Origin of the sequence: Frankia sp. CcI156 (genome assembly GCF_001983015.1) — a bacterium.
Taxonomy (GTDB): Bacteria; Actinomycetota; Actinomycetes; order Frankiales; family Frankiaceae; genus Frankia; species Frankia casuarinae.
In genome coordinates, this window is record NZ_MOMD01000026.1 from 1 (window position 1) to 20,116 (window position 20,116).

The 20,116-nt window shown below is 70.5% G+C and carries 16 protein-coding genes and 1 pseudogene; 7 read left to right on the forward strand and 10 right to left on the reverse strand.

Annotated elements, in window-relative coordinates; all coding sequences use genetic code 11:
- Position 1: 1 nt before the first annotated feature.
- Positions 2-547 (forward strand): GNAT family N-acetyltransferase, encoded by a 546-nt coding sequence (locus CcI156_RS11660; protein WP_076805646.1) that lies wholly within the window; start codon positions 2-4, stop codon positions 545-547.
- A gap of 197 nt (positions 548-744) precedes the next feature.
- Here the strand turns inward: CcI156_RS11660 and CcI156_RS11665 are convergent, their stop codons facing one another.
- The 5 genes and pseudogenes from CcI156_RS11665 to CcI156_RS11685 all read right to left on the reverse strand — a co-directional run bounded on the left by CcI156_RS11665 (position 745) and on the right by CcI156_RS11685 (position 4,479).
- Positions 745-1,701 carry an XRE family transcriptional regulator gene (locus CcI156_RS11665; protein WP_254847381.1) on the reverse strand — a complete coding sequence of 319 codons (957 nt, stop codon included), beginning with the start codon at positions 1,699-1,701 and terminating at the stop codon, positions 745-747.
- 81 nt (positions 1,702-1,782) lie between these two features.
- A pseudogene (locus CcI156_RS27725) lies at positions 1,783-1,971 on the reverse strand (helix-turn-helix domain-containing protein); the annotation flags it as partial.
- A gap of 590 nt (positions 1,972-2,561) precedes the next feature.
- Complete coding sequence (locus tag CcI156_RS11675) at positions 2,562-3,206, reverse strand: response regulator transcription factor (RefSeq protein ID WP_011434768.1); 645 nt, start codon at positions 3,204-3,206, stop codon at positions 2,562-2,564.
- The gene (locus tag CcI156_RS11680) at positions 3,203-3,586 is read right to left on the reverse strand and encodes a sensor histidine kinase (RefSeq protein ID WP_011434769.1); all 384 of its coding nucleotides are present in this window, start codon (positions 3,584-3,586) and stop codon (positions 3,203-3,205) included. Before CcI156_RS11680 ends, CcI156_RS11675 begins: the two co-directional genes overlap by 4 nt.
- Positions 3,583-4,479 carry a histidine kinase dimerization/phosphoacceptor domain-containing protein gene (locus tag CcI156_RS11685; protein ID WP_076805653.1) on the reverse strand — a complete coding sequence of 299 codons (897 nt, stop codon included), beginning with the start codon at positions 4,477-4,479 and terminating at the stop codon, positions 3,583-3,585. Before CcI156_RS11685 ends, CcI156_RS11680 begins: the two co-directional genes overlap by 4 nt.
- 254 nt (positions 4,480-4,733) lie before the next feature.
- Here CcI156_RS11685 and CcI156_RS11690 point away from each other — a divergent pair, with 254 nt between their 5' ends.
- Positions 4,734-5,372, forward strand: a complete 639-nt coding sequence (locus CcI156_RS11690; RefSeq protein ID WP_011434771.1) for a dTMP kinase — start codon at positions 4,734-4,736, stop codon at positions 5,370-5,372.
- Positions 5,373-5,436: 64 nt separating this feature from the next.
- Here the strand turns inward: CcI156_RS11690 and CcI156_RS11695 are convergent, their stop codons facing one another.
- Positions 5,437-6,375, reverse strand: coding sequence for an acyl-ACP desaturase (locus CcI156_RS11695; RefSeq protein WP_076805655.1), 939 nt, complete (start codon positions 6,373-6,375; stop codon positions 5,437-5,439).
- 278 nt (positions 6,376-6,653) lie between these two features.
- Between CcI156_RS11695 and CcI156_RS11700 the strand changes: the two genes are divergently transcribed.
- On the forward strand, positions 6,654-7,373 hold the full coding sequence (locus CcI156_RS11700) for a response regulator transcription factor (protein WP_011434773.1): 720 nt from the start codon (positions 6,654-6,656) through the stop codon (positions 7,371-7,373).
- On the forward strand, positions 7,370-8,815 hold the full coding sequence (locus CcI156_RS11705) for a cell wall metabolism sensor histidine kinase WalK (RefSeq protein ID WP_076805657.1): 1,446 nt from the start codon (positions 7,370-7,372) through the stop codon (positions 8,813-8,815). Before CcI156_RS11700 ends, CcI156_RS11705 begins: the two co-directional genes overlap by 4 nt.
- A gap of 147 nt (positions 8,816-8,962) precedes the next feature.
- Here the strand turns inward: CcI156_RS11705 and CcI156_RS11710 are convergent, their stop codons facing one another.
- Positions 8,963-10,129 (reverse strand): YafY family protein, encoded by a 1,167-nt coding sequence (locus CcI156_RS11710; RefSeq protein ID WP_076805676.1) that lies wholly within the window; start codon positions 10,127-10,129, stop codon positions 8,963-8,965.
- A gap of 97 nt (positions 10,130-10,226) precedes the next feature.
- On the opposite strand from CcI156_RS11710, the gene CcI156_RS11715 reads away from it, so the two are divergent.
- Positions 10,227-10,712, forward strand: coding sequence for a VOC family protein (locus tag CcI156_RS11715; RefSeq protein ID WP_011434778.1), 486 nt, complete (start codon positions 10,227-10,229; stop codon positions 10,710-10,712).
- Between the two features lie 21 nt (positions 10,713-10,733).
- On the opposite strand, the gene CcI156_RS11720 is transcribed toward CcI156_RS11715, so the two are convergent.
- A complete protein-coding gene (locus CcI156_RS11720; protein ID WP_371681799.1) occupies positions 10,734-11,789 on the reverse strand; it encodes an amidohydrolase family protein in 1,056 nt (351 codons plus the stop codon).
- 461 nt (positions 11,790-12,250) lie between these two features.
- On the opposite strand from CcI156_RS11720, the gene CcI156_RS11725 reads away from it, so the two are divergent.
- A complete protein-coding gene (locus CcI156_RS11725) occupies positions 12,251-13,828 on the forward strand; it encodes a glutamine synthetase family protein (RefSeq protein WP_023840878.1) in 1,578 nt (525 codons plus the stop codon).
- A 24-nt stretch (positions 13,829-13,852) separates the two neighbouring features.
- On the opposite strand, the gene CcI156_RS11730 is transcribed toward CcI156_RS11725, so the two are convergent.
- Entirely contained in the window at positions 13,853-15,046 is a 1,194-nt protein-coding gene (locus CcI156_RS11730; RefSeq protein WP_023840877.1) for a saccharopine dehydrogenase NADP-binding domain-containing protein, read from the reverse strand.
- 108 nt (positions 15,047-15,154) lie between these two features.
- Between CcI156_RS11730 and CcI156_RS11735 the strand changes: the two genes are divergently transcribed.
- Positions 15,155-18,565, forward strand: coding sequence for a pyruvate carboxylase (locus CcI156_RS11735; protein ID WP_076805660.1), 3,411 nt, complete (start codon positions 15,155-15,157; stop codon positions 18,563-18,565).
- Here CcI156_RS11735 and CcI156_RS11740 read toward each other — a convergent pair.
- Positions 18,549-19,931, reverse strand: coding sequence for a bifunctional glycosyltransferase family 2/GtrA family protein (locus CcI156_RS11740; RefSeq protein ID WP_076805678.1), 1,383 nt, complete (start codon positions 19,929-19,931; stop codon positions 18,549-18,551). The two genes, CcI156_RS11735 and CcI156_RS11740, sit on opposite strands and share 17 nt — an antisense overlap.
- Positions 19,932-20,116 lie beyond the last annotated feature (185 nt).

Consider the following 20,116-nt stretch of genomic DNA (forward strand, 5'->3'; position numbering starts at 1 on the left):
ATTGGGACTAGGCCCCTTCTCCGCCAGTCTGGTCGAGCTGTATTGGGAGTGGGAACAAGACCCGAGTGTATTGGTCGGATACGGTCGTCAGACTCCGGACTCACTCGAAAACCGGCGAGAAGGAGTCCAGCATCAGGCACGAGGTACCGACGATCAACTACGATTCACCGTCTACGACATAACGACAACCCCGCCAACCMCTGTGGGGACCACTGCCGTACTCATCGATCATCACGTACGGACCGGCGAGTTTATAATCCAGCTCAACCCGTCCAGCCGAGGCAAAGGTATAGGAACCGAAGCTACCCGCCTAACACTCGATTACGCCTTTCATATTTCCAATCTTCGATGCGTCTACCTGTCGGTGCTGACCCCGAACACAGGAGCAATCCGCGCCTACGAGAAGGCCGGATTCCGGAAGATCGGGGAACGGCKACAGTCCGGGTATTGGCTCGGCCAGTCTGCCGATGAGACCCTCATGGACGCTATACCGGCAGAATTTCCCGGACCCTCCCTCGTGCGACAACTAGTCAATCCGGATTCGTAACAATCGCGCCGTTTCCGATCTAGCTTCGCTGCGCGTCCGACTGGCCGCGACGTCGACCGTTCTCGCCGTACCCGCCCGGAACCTTGAGGACTTCGGGCGGAGGTACGGCGTTGTCCAGTTGCAGGATGCTTACAACCGGTGAAGACTCTCGAAAGTGTGGGACGGCTGATCTCGAATCGTTGCGACCAGGGATATTGTCATGGTCGGAGGTCCATGAAGTCGGCCATCTCGCTAAGGCCACTACTCTTTGCGGTGCGGACGCCGGTAGCATCCAACAATGTGCCGACCAATGAATGCGCCGTCCGTTGATTTCTCAGCCATTCGGGAGCAGACTTTCGGATGCTCACCAGAGTTCTCGTTGCACCCGGGTAATTATGCGTAGAGACCTGCGCTTCGGCCACGGTCAGTAGATGGCGAGACCACCTACCCGAAGACATCTTCTTCGATGGTCGGACGGACCGAGCCAGGTGGAGTGCTAGAGACGGATCGCCACCTATAAGAGTGTTTTCAACGGATGCCGTCTCGACCACAGTCGGCCCGAAAGAGATCCATGCATGCGGCCCGTAATCTATCCTGTCGGTCTCGACCCGAACAGCCGCCATGCGAGCAAGTTGGATCAGTTCGTGCGATGTATCAGGCCGGTTATTTCGGGATGCCGCGCTACTACCTCGAAGAAGCAATGTTCCCCACACCGAGAGATGCTGAGGTGTGGCCTTGGTCATCGAAGGTTCGATGTTTTCGGCAGCGCGTACCGCGATTTCTTCCGCTTCATCGAAGCGCCTTTGTCTTAGTAGATACCATGACAGCACGCCGGTGGCGGTCGCATCTAGGATTTCGCTACCCGCACGGGATGACGTCTCCTTTGCCTTCATCACAGACCAATAGCCGAGGTCTTCGTGTCGAAGGTAGATGAGTACGGCCCCTGCAAGGCGGTACGCCTGAGYCAGATAGCGCAATGCGGTTAGTTCATCGTCGCCGTCATAGTGCGACACTGCTACTTGTGCCGCATCGAGTATCCCGGGCAGCTCTGTAGCGGCGAGCTGATAGCGAGAACTGTTGTAAGCGCGCCCCGCCCGAGCCAAGGTTTTGCCAATTTCGTCTAGCGCGGGTGGTTCGCTGGCGGGGGCAGAATTCAGGCTATCCGACGAAGGCATTAGCGTCTTCCGCAGTGCCCAGAGACTAGGTTCCTGAAGAGAGTCCCGCGGCGCCACAGATTCGCCGTTATCGAAAAGCTCAGAGGTCTTAACGTTCAGACCACGGGCCAACGCATGAAGCGTTTCTATTCGAGCCCCCGCCCGTCGATTCTGCTCTAGCTTTCTGATTACGGCGACGCTGACACCAGAGCGTGCGGCTAGCTCTTCCTGTGAGAGAGAGCGCCTACRCCGTATCTGGGCAATCCTGTCACCAGGCATTATGTCGGGCATGCCGTCACCTCCGATGCGGAGCGTAGCAGAGGCCCGCAAGAATTCCCACCGACTGCTCAGGACGTCCCGCAAGTTCGTAGGCCCGGGATTGACTTTCTGAGGCCCGAAATCGKCCAGACCCCATGACGACTTTCGGAGCCGCGCGAGAGACACGACACATGGCCCCCGGCTCCCGTCATGCTGACGGGCTAGATCCACTGGAGGCTGACTCCCGGTGCTCCGCGCGTAGGGGACCGCCCGGCGGTAGATCAAATAGAGCAATCAGCTACTTCAGTTGCGGGCTTGCCGGCCCCGTTGGGCCCGACGAATCCGGCGACGACCCCCTCGGGAATCGTGAGGTCGAGACCGGTGACGACGGTCCGGCGCCCGTAACGCTTGGTCAGACCCTGGACGTCGACGGCGGCCGGCCGGTCTGTCTCAGGTACCGGCCGGGYGGTGCCGGGCCGGGTGGCGCCGGGTGATGGCGAACCGGGCCCGCCAGTGGTTGTCATCATGGGAATCAGACTGGTGTGGCCGCCCCCTCACGTCGTCCGTCCAGCGGCGGCATCGTCGTACGCAATGTGACGCAGCACCGGGTACGCCCAGCCGGCTCAGACGAGGCCGGCCTGGTGGGCCAGGACGGCGAGCTGGGCCCGGTCCCGCGCCGCCAGTTTCACCATCACCCGGCTCACGTGGGTGCGGGCCGTCGCCGGACTGATCACCAGTCGGGCGGCGATCTCGTCGTTGGACAGCCCGTGGCCGACGAGGCTCATCACCTCGCGTTCCCGCACGGTCAGCCCGCGCAGGTCCGGGGCGGCGACGGCGGCTGGCCGGCGGGCGAAGGTCTCGATGACGAGTCGGGTCACCGTCGGGGAGAGCAGAGACTCGCCCGCGGCGACGACCCGGATCGCTCGCAGCAGGTCGGCGGCCTCGGTGTCCTTGAGCACGAAGCCCGAGGCGCCGCCCCGCAACGCCTCGAAGACGTATTCGTCCAGCTCAAAGGTGGTGACCATGACGACCCGGGTAGCGGCCAGGTCGGGATCCTCGACGATCGTCCGCAGCGCCGCCAGCCCGTCGAGGACCGGCATGCGGATGTCGAGCAGCACGACGTCGGGTCGGGTGGCGCGGACGAGTTCGACCGCGGCCCGACCGTCCTCGGCCTCGCCGACGAGCTCCAGATCGTCCTCGGTCTCGATGAGTACCCGCAGCCCGAGCCGCACCAGCGGCTGGTCGTCGGCCACCGCCACCCGGATCACGAGCGGGTCACCCAGCTGGGGAACGTCCGGCCGCCGCCGGTATGCACCGGAAGCTCGGCCCGGACCTGCCAACCGCCGGCCCGGACCGGTCCGGCGGTGAGGCTTCCGCCGAGCTCCGCGGCCGTGCCCGGCTGGTCGGTGACGTCGACGACGAGCCGGCCGTCGATGATCCCCATGGTGACGCGCACCCGTACTCCGTTCGGCTCCCCGTGCCGGAGCACGTTGGTCAGCGACTCCTGAATGATGCGGTAGGCCGCCAGATCGAGGTCCGCCGGCAGGCCCGTGAGATCCTGGGAGTCTCCCTGCGTGACGAGCTCGACGGGCACCCCGCAGAGCCGGACCTCGCGCAGCAGGCTCGGGAGTCGGCCGAGTCCCGTCAACGGGGTCCTGGGCGGCTCGTCAGGCGCCTCGCGGGCCCTGCCGGTCCCCCCTCCCGGGTATCCGTCGAGGACGCGGCGGCGGCGCTGGTGGTGGCGGCGGCGCTGGCGGCGGCGGTGACGGAGTCCGCGGCCGCCGCCGGGTCCGCCCGCCGGCCGGCCCGGGTGAGCGCCAGGGTGGCCCGCAGCTCGTCCAGCGCGTCGACGCTCGTCCGGCGGATGGCCTCCAGGGCCACCTGGGCCTGCTCGGGACGCCGGTCCAGCACATGCAGCGCCACCGCGGCCTGTAGGGAGATAATGGACCGGCTGTGGCCCACGACGTCGTGGACCTCGCGAGCCATCCGCAGCCGTTCCTGTTCGATCCGGCGGCGGGTCGCCTCCTCCTTGGCCTGCGCAGAGGCGATGCGGTTGAGTCTGATCAGGGCGCCCACGAAGGCGGGGACGGTGCAGGACGCGACCGTCCCGATCATCGTGATGCCGAACTTCCAGCCGCCGTCGGCATATCMCCGCAGTAGCGCGACGACCGAGCCGAGGAAGATCAGCAGAACGCAGACCCCCACGGCTCGGCTCGTCGTCCGCTGGTCGTGGCGCAGCCCGACCGCGAGCCCGGACACGATCACGGGAAAGAAGGCGGGGCCGTGCGGGTAGCCGGTGCCGAGGTAGCCGCCGAGGAGCAGGCTCGTGGCCATCAGCATGGCCAACGGAGCCCGGCGGCGCAGGGGGATGGCGGCGGCCAGCAGGGCGAGCAGCACGTAGGCGAAGGCATCCAACGGCCGGGAGGGGGGCACCTGGTCGGCACCAACCTCCCCGGAACCGCGGAGCAACGCCGCCGCGGTGAACGCGGTGAACAGGAGGTCACCGATCACCGGGAAGATGCCGCGCCTGGCCTCTACCATCTCTCCGACGGTAGCGAGCCGCCGTCGTGCCGACATCCGCCACTGGACGTATCCGGCGTACGGGCCGGGACGCAGCCGGGAGCCGGGACGCAGCCGGGAGGAGGAAGCGCCCGGCCGGTGGTCGACCGGTTTCGACGTGTCCTTGCGATGCCCTTGTTACGGATTGTCTCCTTGTTACGGTTACGCTGCGGCCTGAGGGTGGCCGTCGCGGCCCGAGGGCTCACGACGGCCGGTGGCGGGGAGGTGCCAGGAGGATGATCCTCGCGATCGAAGGCGTTGACGGCGCGGGCAAGAACACGCTGACCGGGCGGCTGGTCGCCCGCCTCACCGCCGCCGGCCGCAGCGTCGCGACGCTCGCCTATCCCCGCTATGCGACCGAGCCCCTCGGCCCGGCGGTGCGTGGCCTGCTGGCCGGCGATCCGCGGCTTGCGCCGCTCGCGGCCTCCCCCCGGGCGAGCGCGATGATGTTCGCGCTCGACCGGGCCAACTCCCGTCCCGAACTCGACGCTCTCGTCCGTACGCACGATCTGATGATCATCGATCGTTACGTGGCGTCGAACGCGGCGTACGGCGCGGCGCGGCTGCCGGCCACCGAGCGGGAGAGCTTTCCCGCCTGGATCGCCGAGCTGGAACTCGGCGCGCTCGCGCTGCCGGTGCCCGATCTCCAGGTCCTGCTGCGGATCCCGGTGGGGACGGCGCGGGCGGGTACGCTCGCCCGCGCCGGGGCCGACCGGGGGCGGGCGCTGGACACCTTCGAATCCGACGACGGGCTGCAGGAGCGGTGCGCGCGGATGTACGAGGAGCTGGCGGCCCGGAGTTGGGTCTCCCCGTGGCTGGTGGTGGACCGGGAGACTGGTGTCGACACGATCTGCGAACACCTCGCCACCCGGTAGGGACGCTACGGACAGTGAGACCATCCCGGGTTTTCCGGGTTTTCCGGGTTATGCAGGTTATGCGTTAGGCCGAGGCCAGCGCCTTGGCTCGCCGGGTGGCACGTTCCGTGGTCCGCRCCAGCTTCGCTTCCTGCTGCGTCGCGAGGGCGTCGAGCCCGGTGACGAAGGCGGAGACCTCCTCGCGGGCCTTCTCAGCCTCGCCATTCAGGCCCTCCAGGTCGAAGAACCGCCAGTGACGCAGGACCGGCAACACCACGTCGTCGTGGTGGATGCGCAGGTTGTAGATGCCGGCCCGGGCGATCTGGATCGCCTTGCGGCCGAAGTCACGGATGCCGGTGCCGGGCATCTGGAAGTTGACGAGCTCGTCGCGGATGGCCACCACAGTACGCGAGGGGTCGAGCTCCAGCGCCCCCGCGATCACGTTCCGATAGAAGATCATGTGCAGGTTCTCGTCCGTCGCCACCCGCGTGAGCAGCTTCTCGGCGATCGGTTCCCCGCAGAAACGGCCGGTGTTGCGGTGGCTCACCMGGGTCGCCAGTTCCTGGAAGGAGACGTACACCGTTGCCTCCAGCGGGGACTTGTTCCGGCTGTCGTAGCCCTTGCCCATCTGGTACATGCGGTTGCGTTCGAGGGCGATCGGGTCCACCGCCCGGGTGACCAGGAGGTAGTCGCGCATTGCTATGGAGTGGCGCCCCTCTTCGGCGGTCCACCGGTGCACCCAGCTTCCCCAGGCGCCGTCCTGGCCGAACGCGTCCGCGATCTCTCGGTGGTAGCTGGGCAGGTTGTCCTCGGTCAGCAGGTTGACCTCGAACGCGATCTGCGCGATCTGCGAAAGCTTCGACTGCCCGGGCTCCCAGGGGAGGCTGTCGAAGTCGCKGCCCTCGCCCCAGGGTACGTACTCGTGCGGCATCCATTCGGCAGCGACGCCGAGATGCCGGTTCAGGTTGGCCTCGGCGACGGGCTCCAGATCGCGTATCAGGTCGATGTCCGTGAGYGATTTCATTGGGGAACTGTTCCAGAGGGATCATGTGTTAACCATGTCCCGCGGGTGTGGATTACCGAGCGTGGAACTGTTCCGCCGAGGCAGTCCCGCTGCGGGACCGGGCCTCCTCGCCAGGCCCGGCGAGGAGGCCCGGGCGGACAGTCCCGGCGCGCCCGGTCGGCATCCGGCTCACACCGAACTCTCATGATGCTCGGATGAACTCGATGCGGACGATGCCGGCATCGCCGTTCGCATCGCCGTCCACCCGCCGCATCGAGGTCGCGTCCAGGGAGCCGGACATGTCCACTGCCCCGCGTGTGCTGGTCGTCGACGATGAGCCGAACATCGTCGATCTGCTGCGGATGGCGTTACGTTTCCATGGTTTCGACGTCCTGACCGCGACCACCGGTCGGGCGGCGCTTGAGTTGGCCGTCGCGGCCCGGCCGGATCTGATGATCCTTGATGTGATGCTGCCCGACATCGACGGCTTCGAGATCTGCCGGAGGTTGCGCGCGGACGGGCACCCGGTACCCGTCGTCTACCTGAGCGCGCGCAACGCTCACCGGGACAAGATCGCCGGCCTCACCTACGGCGGCGACGACTACGTCACCAAGCCGTTTGCCGTCGACGAGCTCCTCGCCCGGGTCCGGGCCGTGCTGCGCCGGACGTCACCTCCGCCGGCCGAACCGGCACCCGCGCCGCCGTCCCCGCTGCGGTTCGCCGACGTGGAACTTGACCCGGACGCCCATCTCGTCCGCCGCGCCGGGGAGCCGATCGACCTGTCGCCGACGGAGTTCTCCCTGCTGCGGTACTTCCTGACCAACCCTAACCGGGTGCTGTCCAGGACCCAGATCCTCGACGCGGTGTGGAGCTACGACTACGGGGGCGAGTCGACCATCGTGGACCAGTACGTCAGCTACCTGCGGCGCAAGCTCGGCCGGCACGGCCCGTCCCTCATCCACACCCAGCGCGGTTTTGGCTACGTGCTGCGCCTTCCGGTGGCGGGGTCCAACCGGTGACGCTCCGCCTGAAGCTGATGTCCGGCCTGATCGCGCTGACCGCACTGGGACTGGTCATCGTGGGTGGGGCGAGCGTGTTCGCGCTGCGTGCCTACCTGGACGACCGGATCGAYCAGCAGCTCACCCGCGCGCGGGTGCTGGGCGGCCTGCCGGCCGCTGTCTATCTGTCCCGGTGGGAGGCGCTGGGCCGGGCCGGGGTGGAGCGGGCCGTGGCGCCGACCGACTACCTGGTGGAGATCCGGCGGACGGACGGGACGGTGCTGCRCATCGCGGGTTCGGTGACTCCCACGCCGCCGGCCACGCCCCTGCTGGACGCCGCCGGGGACCGGGGTGCCACACCGTTCACCGTCATCGCCGACCGGGAGCGGTACCGAGCGGTCGTCCGGGACAGTCCGCGCGGGCCGCGGGTCCTCGTCGCGCTGCCGCTGAAGCCGGTCACGGAGACGGTCCACCGACTGGTGATGATCGAAGTTGCGGTGGGTCTCACGGTGCTTGCCGCGATCGCCGTGCTCGCCTGGGTGTGGCTGACCCGTGGCCTGCGCCCACTGCGTCAGATGATCTCCACCGCGTCGGCGATCGCCGGGGGGGATCTCGACCGGCGGGTGCCGGCGGGGTCGGCCCGTTCGGAGACCGGTCAGCTCGCCACGGCCCTCAACACGATGCTCGGCCAGATCCAGGCCGCGTTCGCCGCCCGGGTCACATCCCAGGAGCAGCTCCGCCGCTTCGCCGCCGACGCCTCCCACGAGCTGCGGACGCCGTTGACCTCGATCCGCGGCTACGCCGATCTGCTGCGCGGCGGAATGGTGACGGCGGTCGACGCGGATGACGCGCTACGCCGGGTCCAGGAGGAGGCCGCCCGAATGAGCACCCTTGTCGACGACCTGCTGTACCTGGCCCACCTCGACGAGCAGCGACCGATGCGGCGGGCCGGGATCGACCTCGCCGGGCTCGTCCGCGACGCCGTCGCCGACCTGCGGGTCGCGGCCCCCGAGCGCCCGGTGAGCGCCGAGCTCCCGGCGAGCTGCGTCGTCCTCGGCGACGAGAACGCGCTGCGCCAGCTCGCCGGCAACCTCCTGACCAACGCCCGCGTCCACACCCCGCCCGAGACGCCGATCGAGGTGTGGCTGCAGGCGCTGCCAGCGGACGCCGCGCCGACCGGCCCCGCCGGCCCCGGGACCCCCGGGGGCGCGGAGCTTCACGTCATCGACCACGGGCCGGGCATACCACCGGAGGTCGCCGAGCACGTGTTCGACCGCTTCTACCGGGCCGCGGACAGCCGGGCCCGGGGGCATGGTGGCAACGGATTGGGGCTGTCCATCGTCGCGGCGACCGCCRCCGCCCACGGCGGCCGGGTCGAGGTGTCCAGTGCCGTCGGCGCCGGCACGGTCTTCCGGTTCCTGCTGCCGGTGCCGGTGCCGGAGGCGGCATCGTGGAGCCGGTAACGGACATCATCTTCGTGTGCCGTAGTACTACAGTCGTAGTGATCTCTATGTGGTCTCTTTCCGGCGAATCGGTCTTCAGCACTGATACGGCCAGGGAGCAGGCCCGCGCCTATCTGGAGGGCATGCTGTCGCGTAYAGAGCGTACAGTCAGGGTGCCGGCAGGTTGTGGTTCCCGGCGACGGGCCTGCGACTTCCGTCGTTGCCCGGCGCCGGTGCGCCGTATAGCGCGGCGAGCGCGCCCACGGCGCGCGTCACCGCCTCGCGTAGCTCCGGGGGGTGGAGCACCTCCAGATCCGGGCCGAGTACGAGCAGCTCGCGCTCGGCGTGCCGGACGGACTCGATCGGCACGACCGCGCGTACCCAGCCGTCCTCCTCCGGTGCGCTCGCCGTCTCCCGGACGGCGCGGGCGACCGMCGGGGGTAGCCGGAAGGGGGCCATCGTCACGCCGGTCGGGGAAAGCCGCACGGTCGCCCGCGTCCGGTAGACCTCGGATTCGTAGCGGGCCGTCCAGCCGGCCCAGTAGGCGCCGAGGTCGAAGCTATGCGGCCGTTCGAACGTCTCGGTGGTCGTCTCAAGGCTGAGGATCTTCGCGACCCGGTACACCCGGGGCAGAGTGGCCGGCCCGCCCGCCGGTTCCGTGCCTCCGCTGCCGTCCGCACTCTCGGTGGCGCCTGCGGCTCGGGTGCCGTCAGGGTCTCGGGTGCTGCCAGCGTCCTCGGCCAGGCCTACGCCCTGGGTGCCGTGTGCGACGTTGGCGACCAGGTACCAGGTGCCGCCTTTGAGGACCACGCCGAGCGGTTCGAGGTGGCGGATGATCTCGCGGGGGGCCCGCCAACGCCGGTAGGTGACCCGGACGCGGCGCTGCTCCCACACCGCCGCTGCCACCTCGGTCAGCAGCGGCGTGTCCTCGGTGGCCCGGAACCAGCCGGGCGCGTCGAGATGGAAGCGCTCCCGCACCCGGCCGGCCCGTTCGCGCAGCTGCTCGGGCAGCGCCGCCATCAGCTTCAGTTCCGCCGCCGCGAGCATCGTGCCGAGCCCCAGCTCGCCGGCGGCCGCCGGCATGCCGGCGAGGAACAGGGAGTCGGCCTCGCCGGAGGTCAACCCGGTCAGCCGGGTGCGGAAGCCGTCGAGCAGCCGGTACCCGCCGGTGGCACCGCGGTCTGCCAGCACCGGAACCCCGGCCTCGGCGAGGGACTCCAGATCCCGGTAGACCGTCCGCACGGAGACCTCGAGCTCGTCGGCGATCTCACGCGCCGTGAGCCGCCCACGGGTCTGCAACAGCAGCAGGACGGAGAGGAGCCGGCTGGCACGCATGCCCGATTCTCCCCGGGCCATACCTGCCAGGAGAAGTCAGGTATGGCTTCGAGGATGGGATCCGACGCATCGACACCGGAACGCGAAGGAGATCGCCATGGCGGGAACGGACCCGGCTCGGGAGACGGGTGTGGACAGGACCGGGGACACGGCCGCTACCGGTGCGGCGGCTGGGTCCGCAAGTGCTGGCTTCGCGAGTGACGCGGCGGTGACCTGGGCCGGACTGATGCTCGACTGTCCGGACGCGAAGGAGCTCGCGACCTTCTACGGCACGTTGACCGGCTGGGGCGTCGCCGGCGCCGACGACGAGGGGGCCTGGGCATACCTCACCCCACCGGGGACCGAGATCATGATCGGTTTCCAGCGGGTGGCGGGCTACCAGCCGCCGCGCTGGCCGGACCAGGACGCCCCGCAGCAGTTCCACCTGGATTTCCGGGTCGCCGGCCTGACGGCCGCCATCGCCCTGGCGGAAGGCCTCGGGGCGAGGCAGGCCGAGTTCCAGCCGGGCGGGGACCGGTGGCGGGTGCTTCTCGACCCGGTCGGTCACCCGTTCTGCCTCTGCCCGCCGGCCGCCGCAGGCTGACCGCCTAGCCGCCCGTGCTGGTCAGGGCGGGTTGTACAGGTTGTAGACGCGGCGGGCGTTGTCCGCGCAGATGAGCCGGGCGACCCGCTTGGCGTCCGCCGCGGTCCAGGCGTCGTCGGCGACGCCCGCCGCGAGGAACGCCGACAGCCCACGCCGGAACAGGACGGCCCCGAGCAGGTACAGCTCGCCGAGCGCGAAGGCGTCGGTGGAGAAGAGGAACTTGCCGAACGGGGCGAGTTCGAGTGCCTGCGCGAGCAGGCCGGCCGAGCCGCGGCCGCAGTTGTGGATGGCGAGCCCGAGGTCAAGGTAGATGTTCGGGAACACCTGGGCCAGGTAGCCAGCCTCCCGGTGGAACGGGTAGCAATGCAGCAGCAGCACACTGACCTCGGTCGGTGCTATCGCCCGCAGCAGGCCGGTGAGTAGCAGTGGGTTGCCCCGGCGCAGGTCGATGTCGCTGTCCCCGTATCCGACGTGGATCTGGATGGGGAGCCGCGCGTCGACCCCGCACCAGATGAGGAAGGCATGCAGGGTGGGGTCGGTCAGCCGGATCGGGGCGCCGGCGCGGATCTCGTGGATCCAGCCGCGAKCGGCGGCGGCGACCTCGCGGTCGGTCGGTCGCTGTGCGGGCAGCTCCAGGCCGCCGCGGTAGGCCGCGACCGACTTCACCGCGACCATGGTGGGGCGGGTGGACTCGAGCCGGGCCCGCACGGTGTCGGCGAGGTGGGTCATGCCGATCTGCCCGGTGATGACGTCGACCGCGGCCTGCTCGGCGACCCGCTCCAACCGCACCACGTCCACGCCGCGTCCGCCGGCGAGCTCGGCCAGCTCCGCGGCGCTGGTCAGCGGCTCCGGTTGGAATCCGGCGTCAACGCAGAACGTGGTGATCCCGCAGGCACGCAGCAGCCGCCGGTGCACCTCGGCGTGGCCAAGCTCCGCCCGGCGTTCGAGGTAGTCTTCCGGCGCGGCATGCGCCGGCAGGTCGAGCACCGGCGCGCACCAGCGCCGCAGGGCGAAGCCGATCTGGCTGTCGAACAGCGTCGTCCCCGGTGGTCCGGGGTGTTCCGCCTCAGTGATCATGCTTTCGAATTCCKGGCGAGTCAGATCGCGGCCGACCAGACCATGGCAGTGATGGTCGACGAGCTCGTGATCTACGAACGGTTCCACCGGGCGGCCCACCCATCGATGATCCCCCCTGGAAGGTGGGGTCATGCCTGACCGTACTGGACACACTCGGTCAYCCCCAAGTCCACGGCGGCCCTGTGGATAACTTGTGGATTACTCCTGGCTTCCTGGGGACAGTCGTTCCGAAAGTCGATGATGTTGCCGTGTTTTCATCTCTTCTTGCGTCGGCGGCAACTGTGGACAACGCTCGGAGCGCTTGTTATGAACAGCTGGCTTCTCCTTCGATCCGGCCGAATTTTGTCGCTCTCCGTAACATCGCGGGAGAGTGAGGCGCCGCCGTGCCGTGCGCCCCGCCCGGCGTCCGGCAGGCGTACGCGCGACCATGGGGACAGGGGAGACCCGTGGGGAAGGTGAGGATGAACGAGCCTGCGTTGGACGAGTTCGCCCCTCGGATCATCGCCGGAGAGGATCGTAGGCGTGATCGGCTCGCCTCGGCGGCCCGGCATGCGGCGACGAACCTGGAGGTACGCGGCGTCGTCTGTGTTGCGGTGACCTACGTCGACAACAGCGGCATCACTCGGATGAAGGGGGTGCCGATCGGCCGACTCGACGCGGCGGCGGTGTGGGGCGTCGGCGTGTCGCCGGTGTTCGACGTGTTCGGCGCCGATGACTCGATCACGACAGGGCGCTACGCCGGGGGTCCCGTCGGGGATCTGCGGCTGCATCCCGACCTTGAGCGGCTGACACCCCTCGCCGCCCAGCCCGGCTGGGCCTGGGCCCCCGCCGACCGTCGCGACCAGGACGGCCGACCGCACCCGCAGGACGGCCGGGAACTCGTCCGCCTCCAGACGGCCCTGCTCGCCGAGCACGGCCTGACGGCGATGATGGCGTTCGAGGTCGAATGGGCCGTTTCCCCGGCCGGTTCCGACGAGTTCGCCCCGGCCGCTTCCGGGCCGGCGTACGGGATGATCAGGGTGGCCGAACTCGGTGACTACCTGCGGGATGTGGTCACCGCGCTCACCGAGGAGGGGCTGGTCGTCGAGCAGATCCATCCCGAGTACGCGGCCGGTCAGTTCGAGGTGTCCGTCGCCGCGCAGGATCCCCTCGGCGCCGCCGACACATGCGTGCTGGTCAAGGAGACGGTGCGCGGCGTCAGCAGGCGCCATGGCCTGCGCGTCTCGTTCGCCCCCAAGGTTCTCGTCGACAACGTGGGCAACGGCGGCCACGTGCATCTGAGCCTGTGGAGCGACGATCCCGACCGGCCGCCGGCCCCGCCCCGGCCCACGGCCTCGGGCGGAGGCCCGGGCGGGGCGAACTCCGGCGGCCCGTACCCGGACGGCCCGTACCCGGACGGCCCGTACCCAGGTGGCCTGGCCCGGACCGGTGGGGGCTCCGCCCGCCCGGGCCGGATCAACCTCATGGCGGGTGGCAACGGGCCGCTCGGACTGACCGCTGCCGGGGAGGCGTTCGCCGCCGGGATCCTCGGCCGGCTGCCGGCGCTGATGGCTCTCGGCGCCCCGAGCGTCGCCTCCTACCTGCGACTGGTGCCATCGACGTGGGCGGGTGTCCACGCCTGCTGGGGTCGGGAGAACCGGGAGGCCGCATTGCGTATGATCCCCGGGCCGCCGGCCGCGGTCGGCCAGGCGGCGAACCTGGAGGTGAAATCCTTCGACCTCACCGCGAATCCTTACCTTCTGGTGGCCGGTCTGCTGGCCGCCGGGCAGGCGGGGCTAGCGGCGGCGGCCACGTTGCCGGAGCCGGTGGACGTTGACCCGGCCTCGCTCGACCCCGCCGAACGGGCCCGCCGCGGCATCCGGCGCCTGCCCACCAGCCTGGGCGAGGCGGTCGCCGCCTTCGAGGTCGACGAGGTGTTGCACCGCGCCCTGGGACGGGAGCTGCACGACACGGTCGCCGCCGTCCGGCGCGCGGAGATTGACCGGTTCGCCGAGGCCGCCCCGGCCGCCGTCGTCGCGGCGACCCGCTGGCGGTACTGACCTGCCGGCGGTGCTGACCGGGTATCAGCCCACCCGGCGCAGTCCGGCCGCGGCGGCGGCCCGCTCCAGGTCCTCGACGCCGAAGGCGTCGACCGGGCCAAGCGCGCCGGCGCGGGCGACGGTGCCCGCGGCGAGATGTCCCGCCATCCATGCCATGATCCGAGCGGTGAAGGCATAGGGGTCGCGACCTTCCAGCCGCACGGTGGCGAGTTCCCGGCCGGCGGCGTCCCGGGCGAGCGCGAACACCTGCGCCCCGGCGCGGGCCCGCGCCGCCCGGTCCGGTCCGCGGCCGGTCGTCCGCAGGGCGGACCGGGCGGCGGCGGCCAGCAGCGCCCGGCTCGGCGGGAAACGACGCAGCCCGGACAGGGGGAACGACAGTGCCTGCCCCACGCGGATGCCGCGGTCGACGCCGCCGATGTACGTCGCGACGTCGGTCAGCGCCGGTGCGAGCCGGGGCAGGGTGAACGGCTCCCCTCCCGACCACAGCACCGCCGGGTGTCCCCGCCTGCCGCCCGACCCGCCGGTGACCTTGCCGGACGACCGGAAGGACCGCACCTCGCGGGCGAGCGGGCGCTCGACCAGGACGCCGCCGCGCAGCACGATGACGGGCTCGGTCAGCGCGGCCAGCAGGGTCGCCCGCGTTCCGCTGCTCATCCCGAGAGCGCCCATGACGAGGTAGCCGACGTCGAGGCGGCGGGCTTCGCCGCCGGCCGCCTGCAGGGCCAGTGCTCCGGCGAGGTTGCCGGGGACGAAGTCGAAGCCGGCGCCGGGGATCAACGCCGCCCCGGACGCCGCCGCTCGCGGGCCGACCTCGGTGAAGACGTGCCGCAGGAACGCGCCCTCCCCGGAACAGTCCAGGTAGTGCGCGCCGACCGCGGCCGCCGCCGCCACGACCGGTCGCCCGAACCGGCGGAACGGGCCCACCGTGGAGACGAGCACGTCCCCGGTGCCGAGCCCGAGCAGGCGGGCCAGCGACGCGCCGCCGGCCGCGTCCCGAGCCTCCGTCCGGTCGGCCGCGTCAACCACGTCGGCCGCGTCAACCACGTCGGCCGCGTCAGCCACGGTGGTCTCCAGGCCGTCGTAGGCGGCGGCGAGGGCACGGACCCTGGTCTCCGTGCGGCCGGCGAGGACAGGTCGGTGCCCGGCAGCCACGAGTTCCGCGGTCACCAGCCGGCCGGTGTAACCGGTCGCGCCGAACACTACGATACGGGCCGTCATGGGTCCCGACGTTATGCCCATCTGTCGAAGGTGGCCCTTGAGACGTTACTTTGGCACGTAGGGGCCTGCACACCCCACAATGATGCGCACCCGTCCGAGGAGGCGCGTGTGCGTAAGGTACTGGTTGCAAATCGTAGCGAGATCGCCGTCCGTGTTTTCCGAGCCGCTCAGGAACTGGGCCTGCGCACGGTGGCGGTCTACACGCCCGAAGACGTTTCCGCGCTGCACCGGACAAAGGCGTCCGAGGCCTACGAGATCGGTGGCCCCGGGCACCCGGTGCGCGGATACCTGGACATCGATGCCCTGCTCACCGTGGCCAAGCAGGCGGAGGCCGACGCGCTGCACCCCGGCTACGGCTTCCTGTCGGAGTCGGCGGTGCTCGCCGATGCGTGCGCCACCGCCGGCGTCACCTTCGTCGGACCGCCCCCGGCGGTCCTGCGGCTGACCGGAGACAAGGTCGCCGCCCGGGACGCCGCGCTGGCCGCCGGGCTGCCGGTGCTGCGCGCCTCGGTGCCGCTGCCGGAGGGCGCCGGGGCGCTCGCCGCCGCCGAGGAGGTCGGCTTCCCGCTGTTCGTCAAGGCCTCCGCCGGTGGTGGGGGGCGCGGCCTGCGGCGGGTGGAACGCCCCGCCGACCTCGCCGACGCGGTGGCGAGCGCGTCCCGGGAGGCCGCCGCCGCCTTCGGGGACGGCACGATCTTCCTGGAGCAGGCGGTGGACCGGCCGCGCCACATCGAGGTCCAGATCCTGGCCGACGCCTACGGCAACATCATCCATCTGTACGAGCGGGACTGCTCGGTGCAGCGCCGGCACCAGAAGGTCGTGGAGATCGCCCCGGCGCCGCAGCTCGACGAGGCGGTCCGGGCGAGCATCTGCGCCGACGCGGTGCGGTTCGCCCGGCATGTCGGCTATGTCAATGCGGGCACGGTCGAGTTTCTTCTCGGCGCCGACGACCGGTACACGTTCATGGAGATGAATCCCCGGATCCAGGTCGAGCACACGGTCACCGAGGAGGTCACCGGGGTTGATCTGGTCGCGGCGCAGCTGCGGATCGCTGATGGGGAGAGCCTGGCCGGCCTCAACCTCACCCAGGAACAGATCGTCCTGCGCAGCACCGCCATCCAGTGCCGGGTCACCACCGAGGATCCCTCGGATGGCTTCCGGCCCGACATCGGGACGATCAGCTTCTACCAGTCACCCGGCGGTCCGGGGGTGCGCCTCGACGGCGCCACGTACCCGGGGGCCGAAGTCAGCCCGTACTTCGACTCGTTGCTGGTGAAGCTGACGACCCGGGGTAACACGCTGGAGAAGGCGGCGCGGCGCGCCCGGCGGGCGCTGAACGAGTTCCGGGTCCGCGGGGTGCGCACGAACATCGACTTCCTGGTGCGGCTCCTCGCTGACCCCGGCTTCCTCGCCGGCGGGGTGAGCACGTCGTTCATCGATGAACGGCCGGAGCTGCTCGCTCCCGGCAAGGGGGCGGACCCGACCAGCCGGCTGCTGGCTCGCCTCGCCGAGAGCACGGTGAACGGATTCCCGCGCCCGGCGGTCGCCCTGACCGACCCCCGGGAGTTGCTGCCGCCCGCGCCCGCGCAGGTGGCGGCGTCCGGCGGCACGGCGTCCGGCGGCACGCAGCCGCCGGCGGGATCCCGGCAGCTGCTGACGGAGCTCGGGCCGGCGGGCTGGGCGGCGTGGCTGCGCGCCCAGGAGGCGCTGGCCGTCACCGACACCACCCTGCGTGACGCCCACCAGTCGCTGCTGGCCACGAGGCTGCGCAGCTTCGACATCCTGGCGGCCGCCCCGTCGTACGCCGCGCTGACGCCGAACCTGCTGAGCCTGGAGGCCTGGGGCGGGGCGACCTACGATGTCGCGCTGCGCTTTCTCGCGGAGGATCCGTGGGAGCGGCTCGCCGCGCTGCGCCAGGCCGCGCCGAACATCTGCCTGCAGATGCTGCTGCGGGGGCGCAACGCGGTCGGGTAMACCCCCTACCCGGACGACGTCGTCCGGGCGTTCGTCGCCGAGGCCGCGGCGACCGGCGTCGACATCTTCCGGATCTTCGATGCGCTGAACGACATCGAGCAGATGCGCCCGGCGATCGAGGCGGTGCTCGGTACCGGGGCGATCGCCGAAGGGACGCTCTGCTACACCGGTGACCTCTCCGACCCGGCGGAGCGGATCTACACCCTCGACTACTACCTGCGCCTCGCCGAAGAGCTCGTCGAGACGGGTGTGCATGTGCTTGCCGTGAAGGACATGGCGGGACTGCTGCGCCCGGCGGCGGCGGCCACGCTGGTGACGGCCCTGCGGGAGCGTTTCGACCGGCCCGTCCACCTGCATACCCACGACACCGCGGGCGGCCAGCTCGCCACCCTGCTCGCGGCGTCCGCGGCCGGGGTGGACGCGGTGGATGCCGCCGCCGCGCCGATGTCCGGCGGCACCAGCCAGGTCAACATGTCCGCGCTGGTGGCGGCGACCGACCACACTCCCCGGGCGACCGGCATCGCGCTGTCCGCGCTGTCCGCGATGGAGCCGTACTGGGAGGCTGTGCGCGACCTCTACGCCCCGTTCGAGGCGGGGCTGCGGGCCCCGACCGGGGCCGTGTACCGGCACGAGATTCCCGGCGGCCAGCTGACGAACCTGCGTCAGCAGGCGATCGCGCTGGGACTGGGGGACCGGTGGGCCGAGGTCACCGAGTGCTACGCGATCGCCAACGAGCTGCTCGGCAAGCCCATCAAGGTGACGCCGACCAGCAAGGTCGTCGGTGACCTGGCTCTGTTCATCGCCGGCGGATCCGTCGACGTGGACCGGTTGCGTGCGCATCCCGAGGAGTTCGACCTGCCGGCCAGCGTGCTCGGCTACCTCGCGGGTGAACTCGGCACGCCGCCGGCAGGCTTCGCCGAACCGTTCCGGGAACGGGCGCTGGCCGGGCGCCGTCCGTCGCCGCCGTCCGTCGACCTCGACGCGGCGGACGCCGACGAGCTCTCCTTCCCGGGGGCCCGGCGGGTGGCCCTGTCCAGGCTGCTCTTCCCCGGCCCGTGGAAGGACTATCTGCGGGCGGTGGACGCCTACGGGGACTCCTCCGTGGTCCCGACCGACGGCTTTTTGTACGGGCTGCGGCCTGGCGTTCCGCTCACCGTCACCCTGGAGCCCGGGGTAGAGATCATCGTGGAGCTGGAGACGCTCTCCGAACCGGACGACTCCGCGATGCGCACCCTGTACCTGCGGGTCAACGGCCAGCCCCGGCCGGTGCGGGTCCGGGACGCGTCCATCACGGCCACCACCACGGCGGCCCGTCGGGCGGACGCCGCCGATCCGAACCAGGTGGGCGCCGGGCTGCCGGGCATCGTCACGTTCAGCGTCGCGGTGGGCGACACGGTGACGAAGGGCCAGCGGCTGGCGGTGGTGGAGGCGATGAAGATGGAGGCCGCGGTGACCAGCCCGGTGGGCGGGACCGTCGTGGAGCTCGTCCGCTCCAGCGGCGACTCCGTCGAGGTCGGCGACCTGCTGCTTACTCTGCGTTCCTGATCTCGCCGGTCGGGGCCCGCCTCCGCGGGGGTGTCGTGGCCGGGGGCATCCCGGCCACGTTCCTCGCCTCCCGGTCCGGGCGGAAAACCCAGGCGCGTAGCAGAAGGAACCGGATGACCGTGGAGGCCAGGTTCGCCAGCACCAGCACGGAGAGTTCGAGGCCGCGGCCGGGGTTCGTGCTCGCCGCGTGCAGGAGCGCGAGCGAACCGCTGGTCAGGCCGAGGCCGACGGCGAACACCACCAGGCCCTGCAGATGGTGGCGACCGGCGCGCCGCGGACCGGTGAGACCGAAGGTCAGCCGCCGGTTCGCCGCGGTGTTCGCGACCGCCGTGAGAAGCAGCGACAGCAGGTTCGCGATMTGCGCCCCGGTGACTGTCCGCAGCAGGACGAAGAGCACCAGATAGGACAGCGTGCTGGCGACCCCGATCGCGGCGAATCGCAGGAGCTGACCGGCGAGTCCCTTCGGTACCCCCGGGACCTCGACGACCTTGCCCTCCTCGGCGTGGCCGGCGGTGAGCGGACCTCGGCCGAACTCCTGGTGCAGCTTGGCGAGCGGCAGCTTTCCGCTGCCGAACGCCCGCAAGAGGCGGACCACACCCTTCAGGTCGGCGATGGCCGTGGCGAGGACGTCGACGCGGCTGTCCGGATCATCGATCCAGTCGACCGGGACCTCGTGGATGCGCATCCCGGCCCGTTCGGCCAGGACGAGCAGTTCGGTGTCGAAGAACCAGCCGCTATCCTCCACCAGGGGTAGCAGGCCCGCCGCGGCGTCGGCGCGGATCGCCTTGAAGCCGCACTGCGCGTCGGAGAACCGGGCCGCCAGGGTCCTGCGGAGGATCAGGTTGTAGCAGCGGGAGATCACCTCCCGGCGCGGTCCCCGCACGACCCGGGAGGCGGGGGAGAGCCGGGTGCCGATAGCGAGATCCGAGTGGCCGCTGATGAGCGGAGCCACCAGGGGCAGCAGCGCGGCGAGGTCGGTCGACAGGTCGACGTCCATGTAGGCGAGGACCGGTGCGGGCGAGAGGCCCCAGGCCGCCCGCAGTGCCCGGCCGCGGCCCTTGGCCTCGAGGTGGATCGCGGCGACCTCGGGGAGCTCCTTCTCCAACGCCTGGGCGATGGCCAGGGTGCCGTCGGTGCTGGCGTTGTCGGCGATCGTGATCTGAAAGGGGTACGGGAACGTCCCGGTCAGGTGGGCGTACAGCCGTCGGACGCAGGGGGCGAGGTCGTTCTCCTCGTTGTACACGGGGATGACGACGTCCAGCACCGGGCGCGGACGGCCGCCGTCCGGCCCGAGCCACCCGGGCTGATGATGTTGAACGGGAATGCTCTCTCCGGTGCTCCCGGTCGTCTCGAAGGTCCCGGTCATCACGGTCATCCCGGAGATCACGGTCGTCCCGGAGGTCTCGGTCGTCCCGGAGATCACGGTCGTCGAGGAAGGCATCCGTGTCATCGTCATGCTCTCCACCCTCGGTTCGGGAGCTGTGCCGCTCGTGTGCCGATGCTGTGCGCCTGCTGTGAGCGCCGGCCGGGCTGAGGACCGTCTCGGTGGTT

What these genes read in the sequence shown, in the direction of transcription:
- CcI156_RS11690 (WP_011434771.1), top strand. Translation starts at nt 4,734, where the DNA reads ATGATCCTCGCGATCGAAGGCGTTGACGGCGCGGGCAAGAACACGCTG.
- CcI156_RS11700 (WP_011434773.1), top strand. Translation starts at nt 6,654, where the DNA reads ATGTCCACTGCCCCGCGTGTGCTGGTCGTCGACGATGAGCCGAACATC.
- CcI156_RS11715 (WP_011434778.1), top strand. Translation starts at nt 10,227, where the DNA reads ATGGCGGGAACGGACCCGGCTCGGGAGACGGGTGTGGACAGGACCGGG.
- CcI156_RS11725 (WP_023840878.1), top strand. Translation starts at nt 12,251, where the DNA reads ATGAACGAGCCTGCGTTGGACGAGTTCGCCCCTCGGATCATCGCCGGA.
- CcI156_RS11730 (WP_023840877.1), bottom strand. Translation starts at nt 15,046, where the DNA reads ATGACGGCCCGTATCGTAGTGTTCGGCGCGACCGGTTACACCGGCCGG.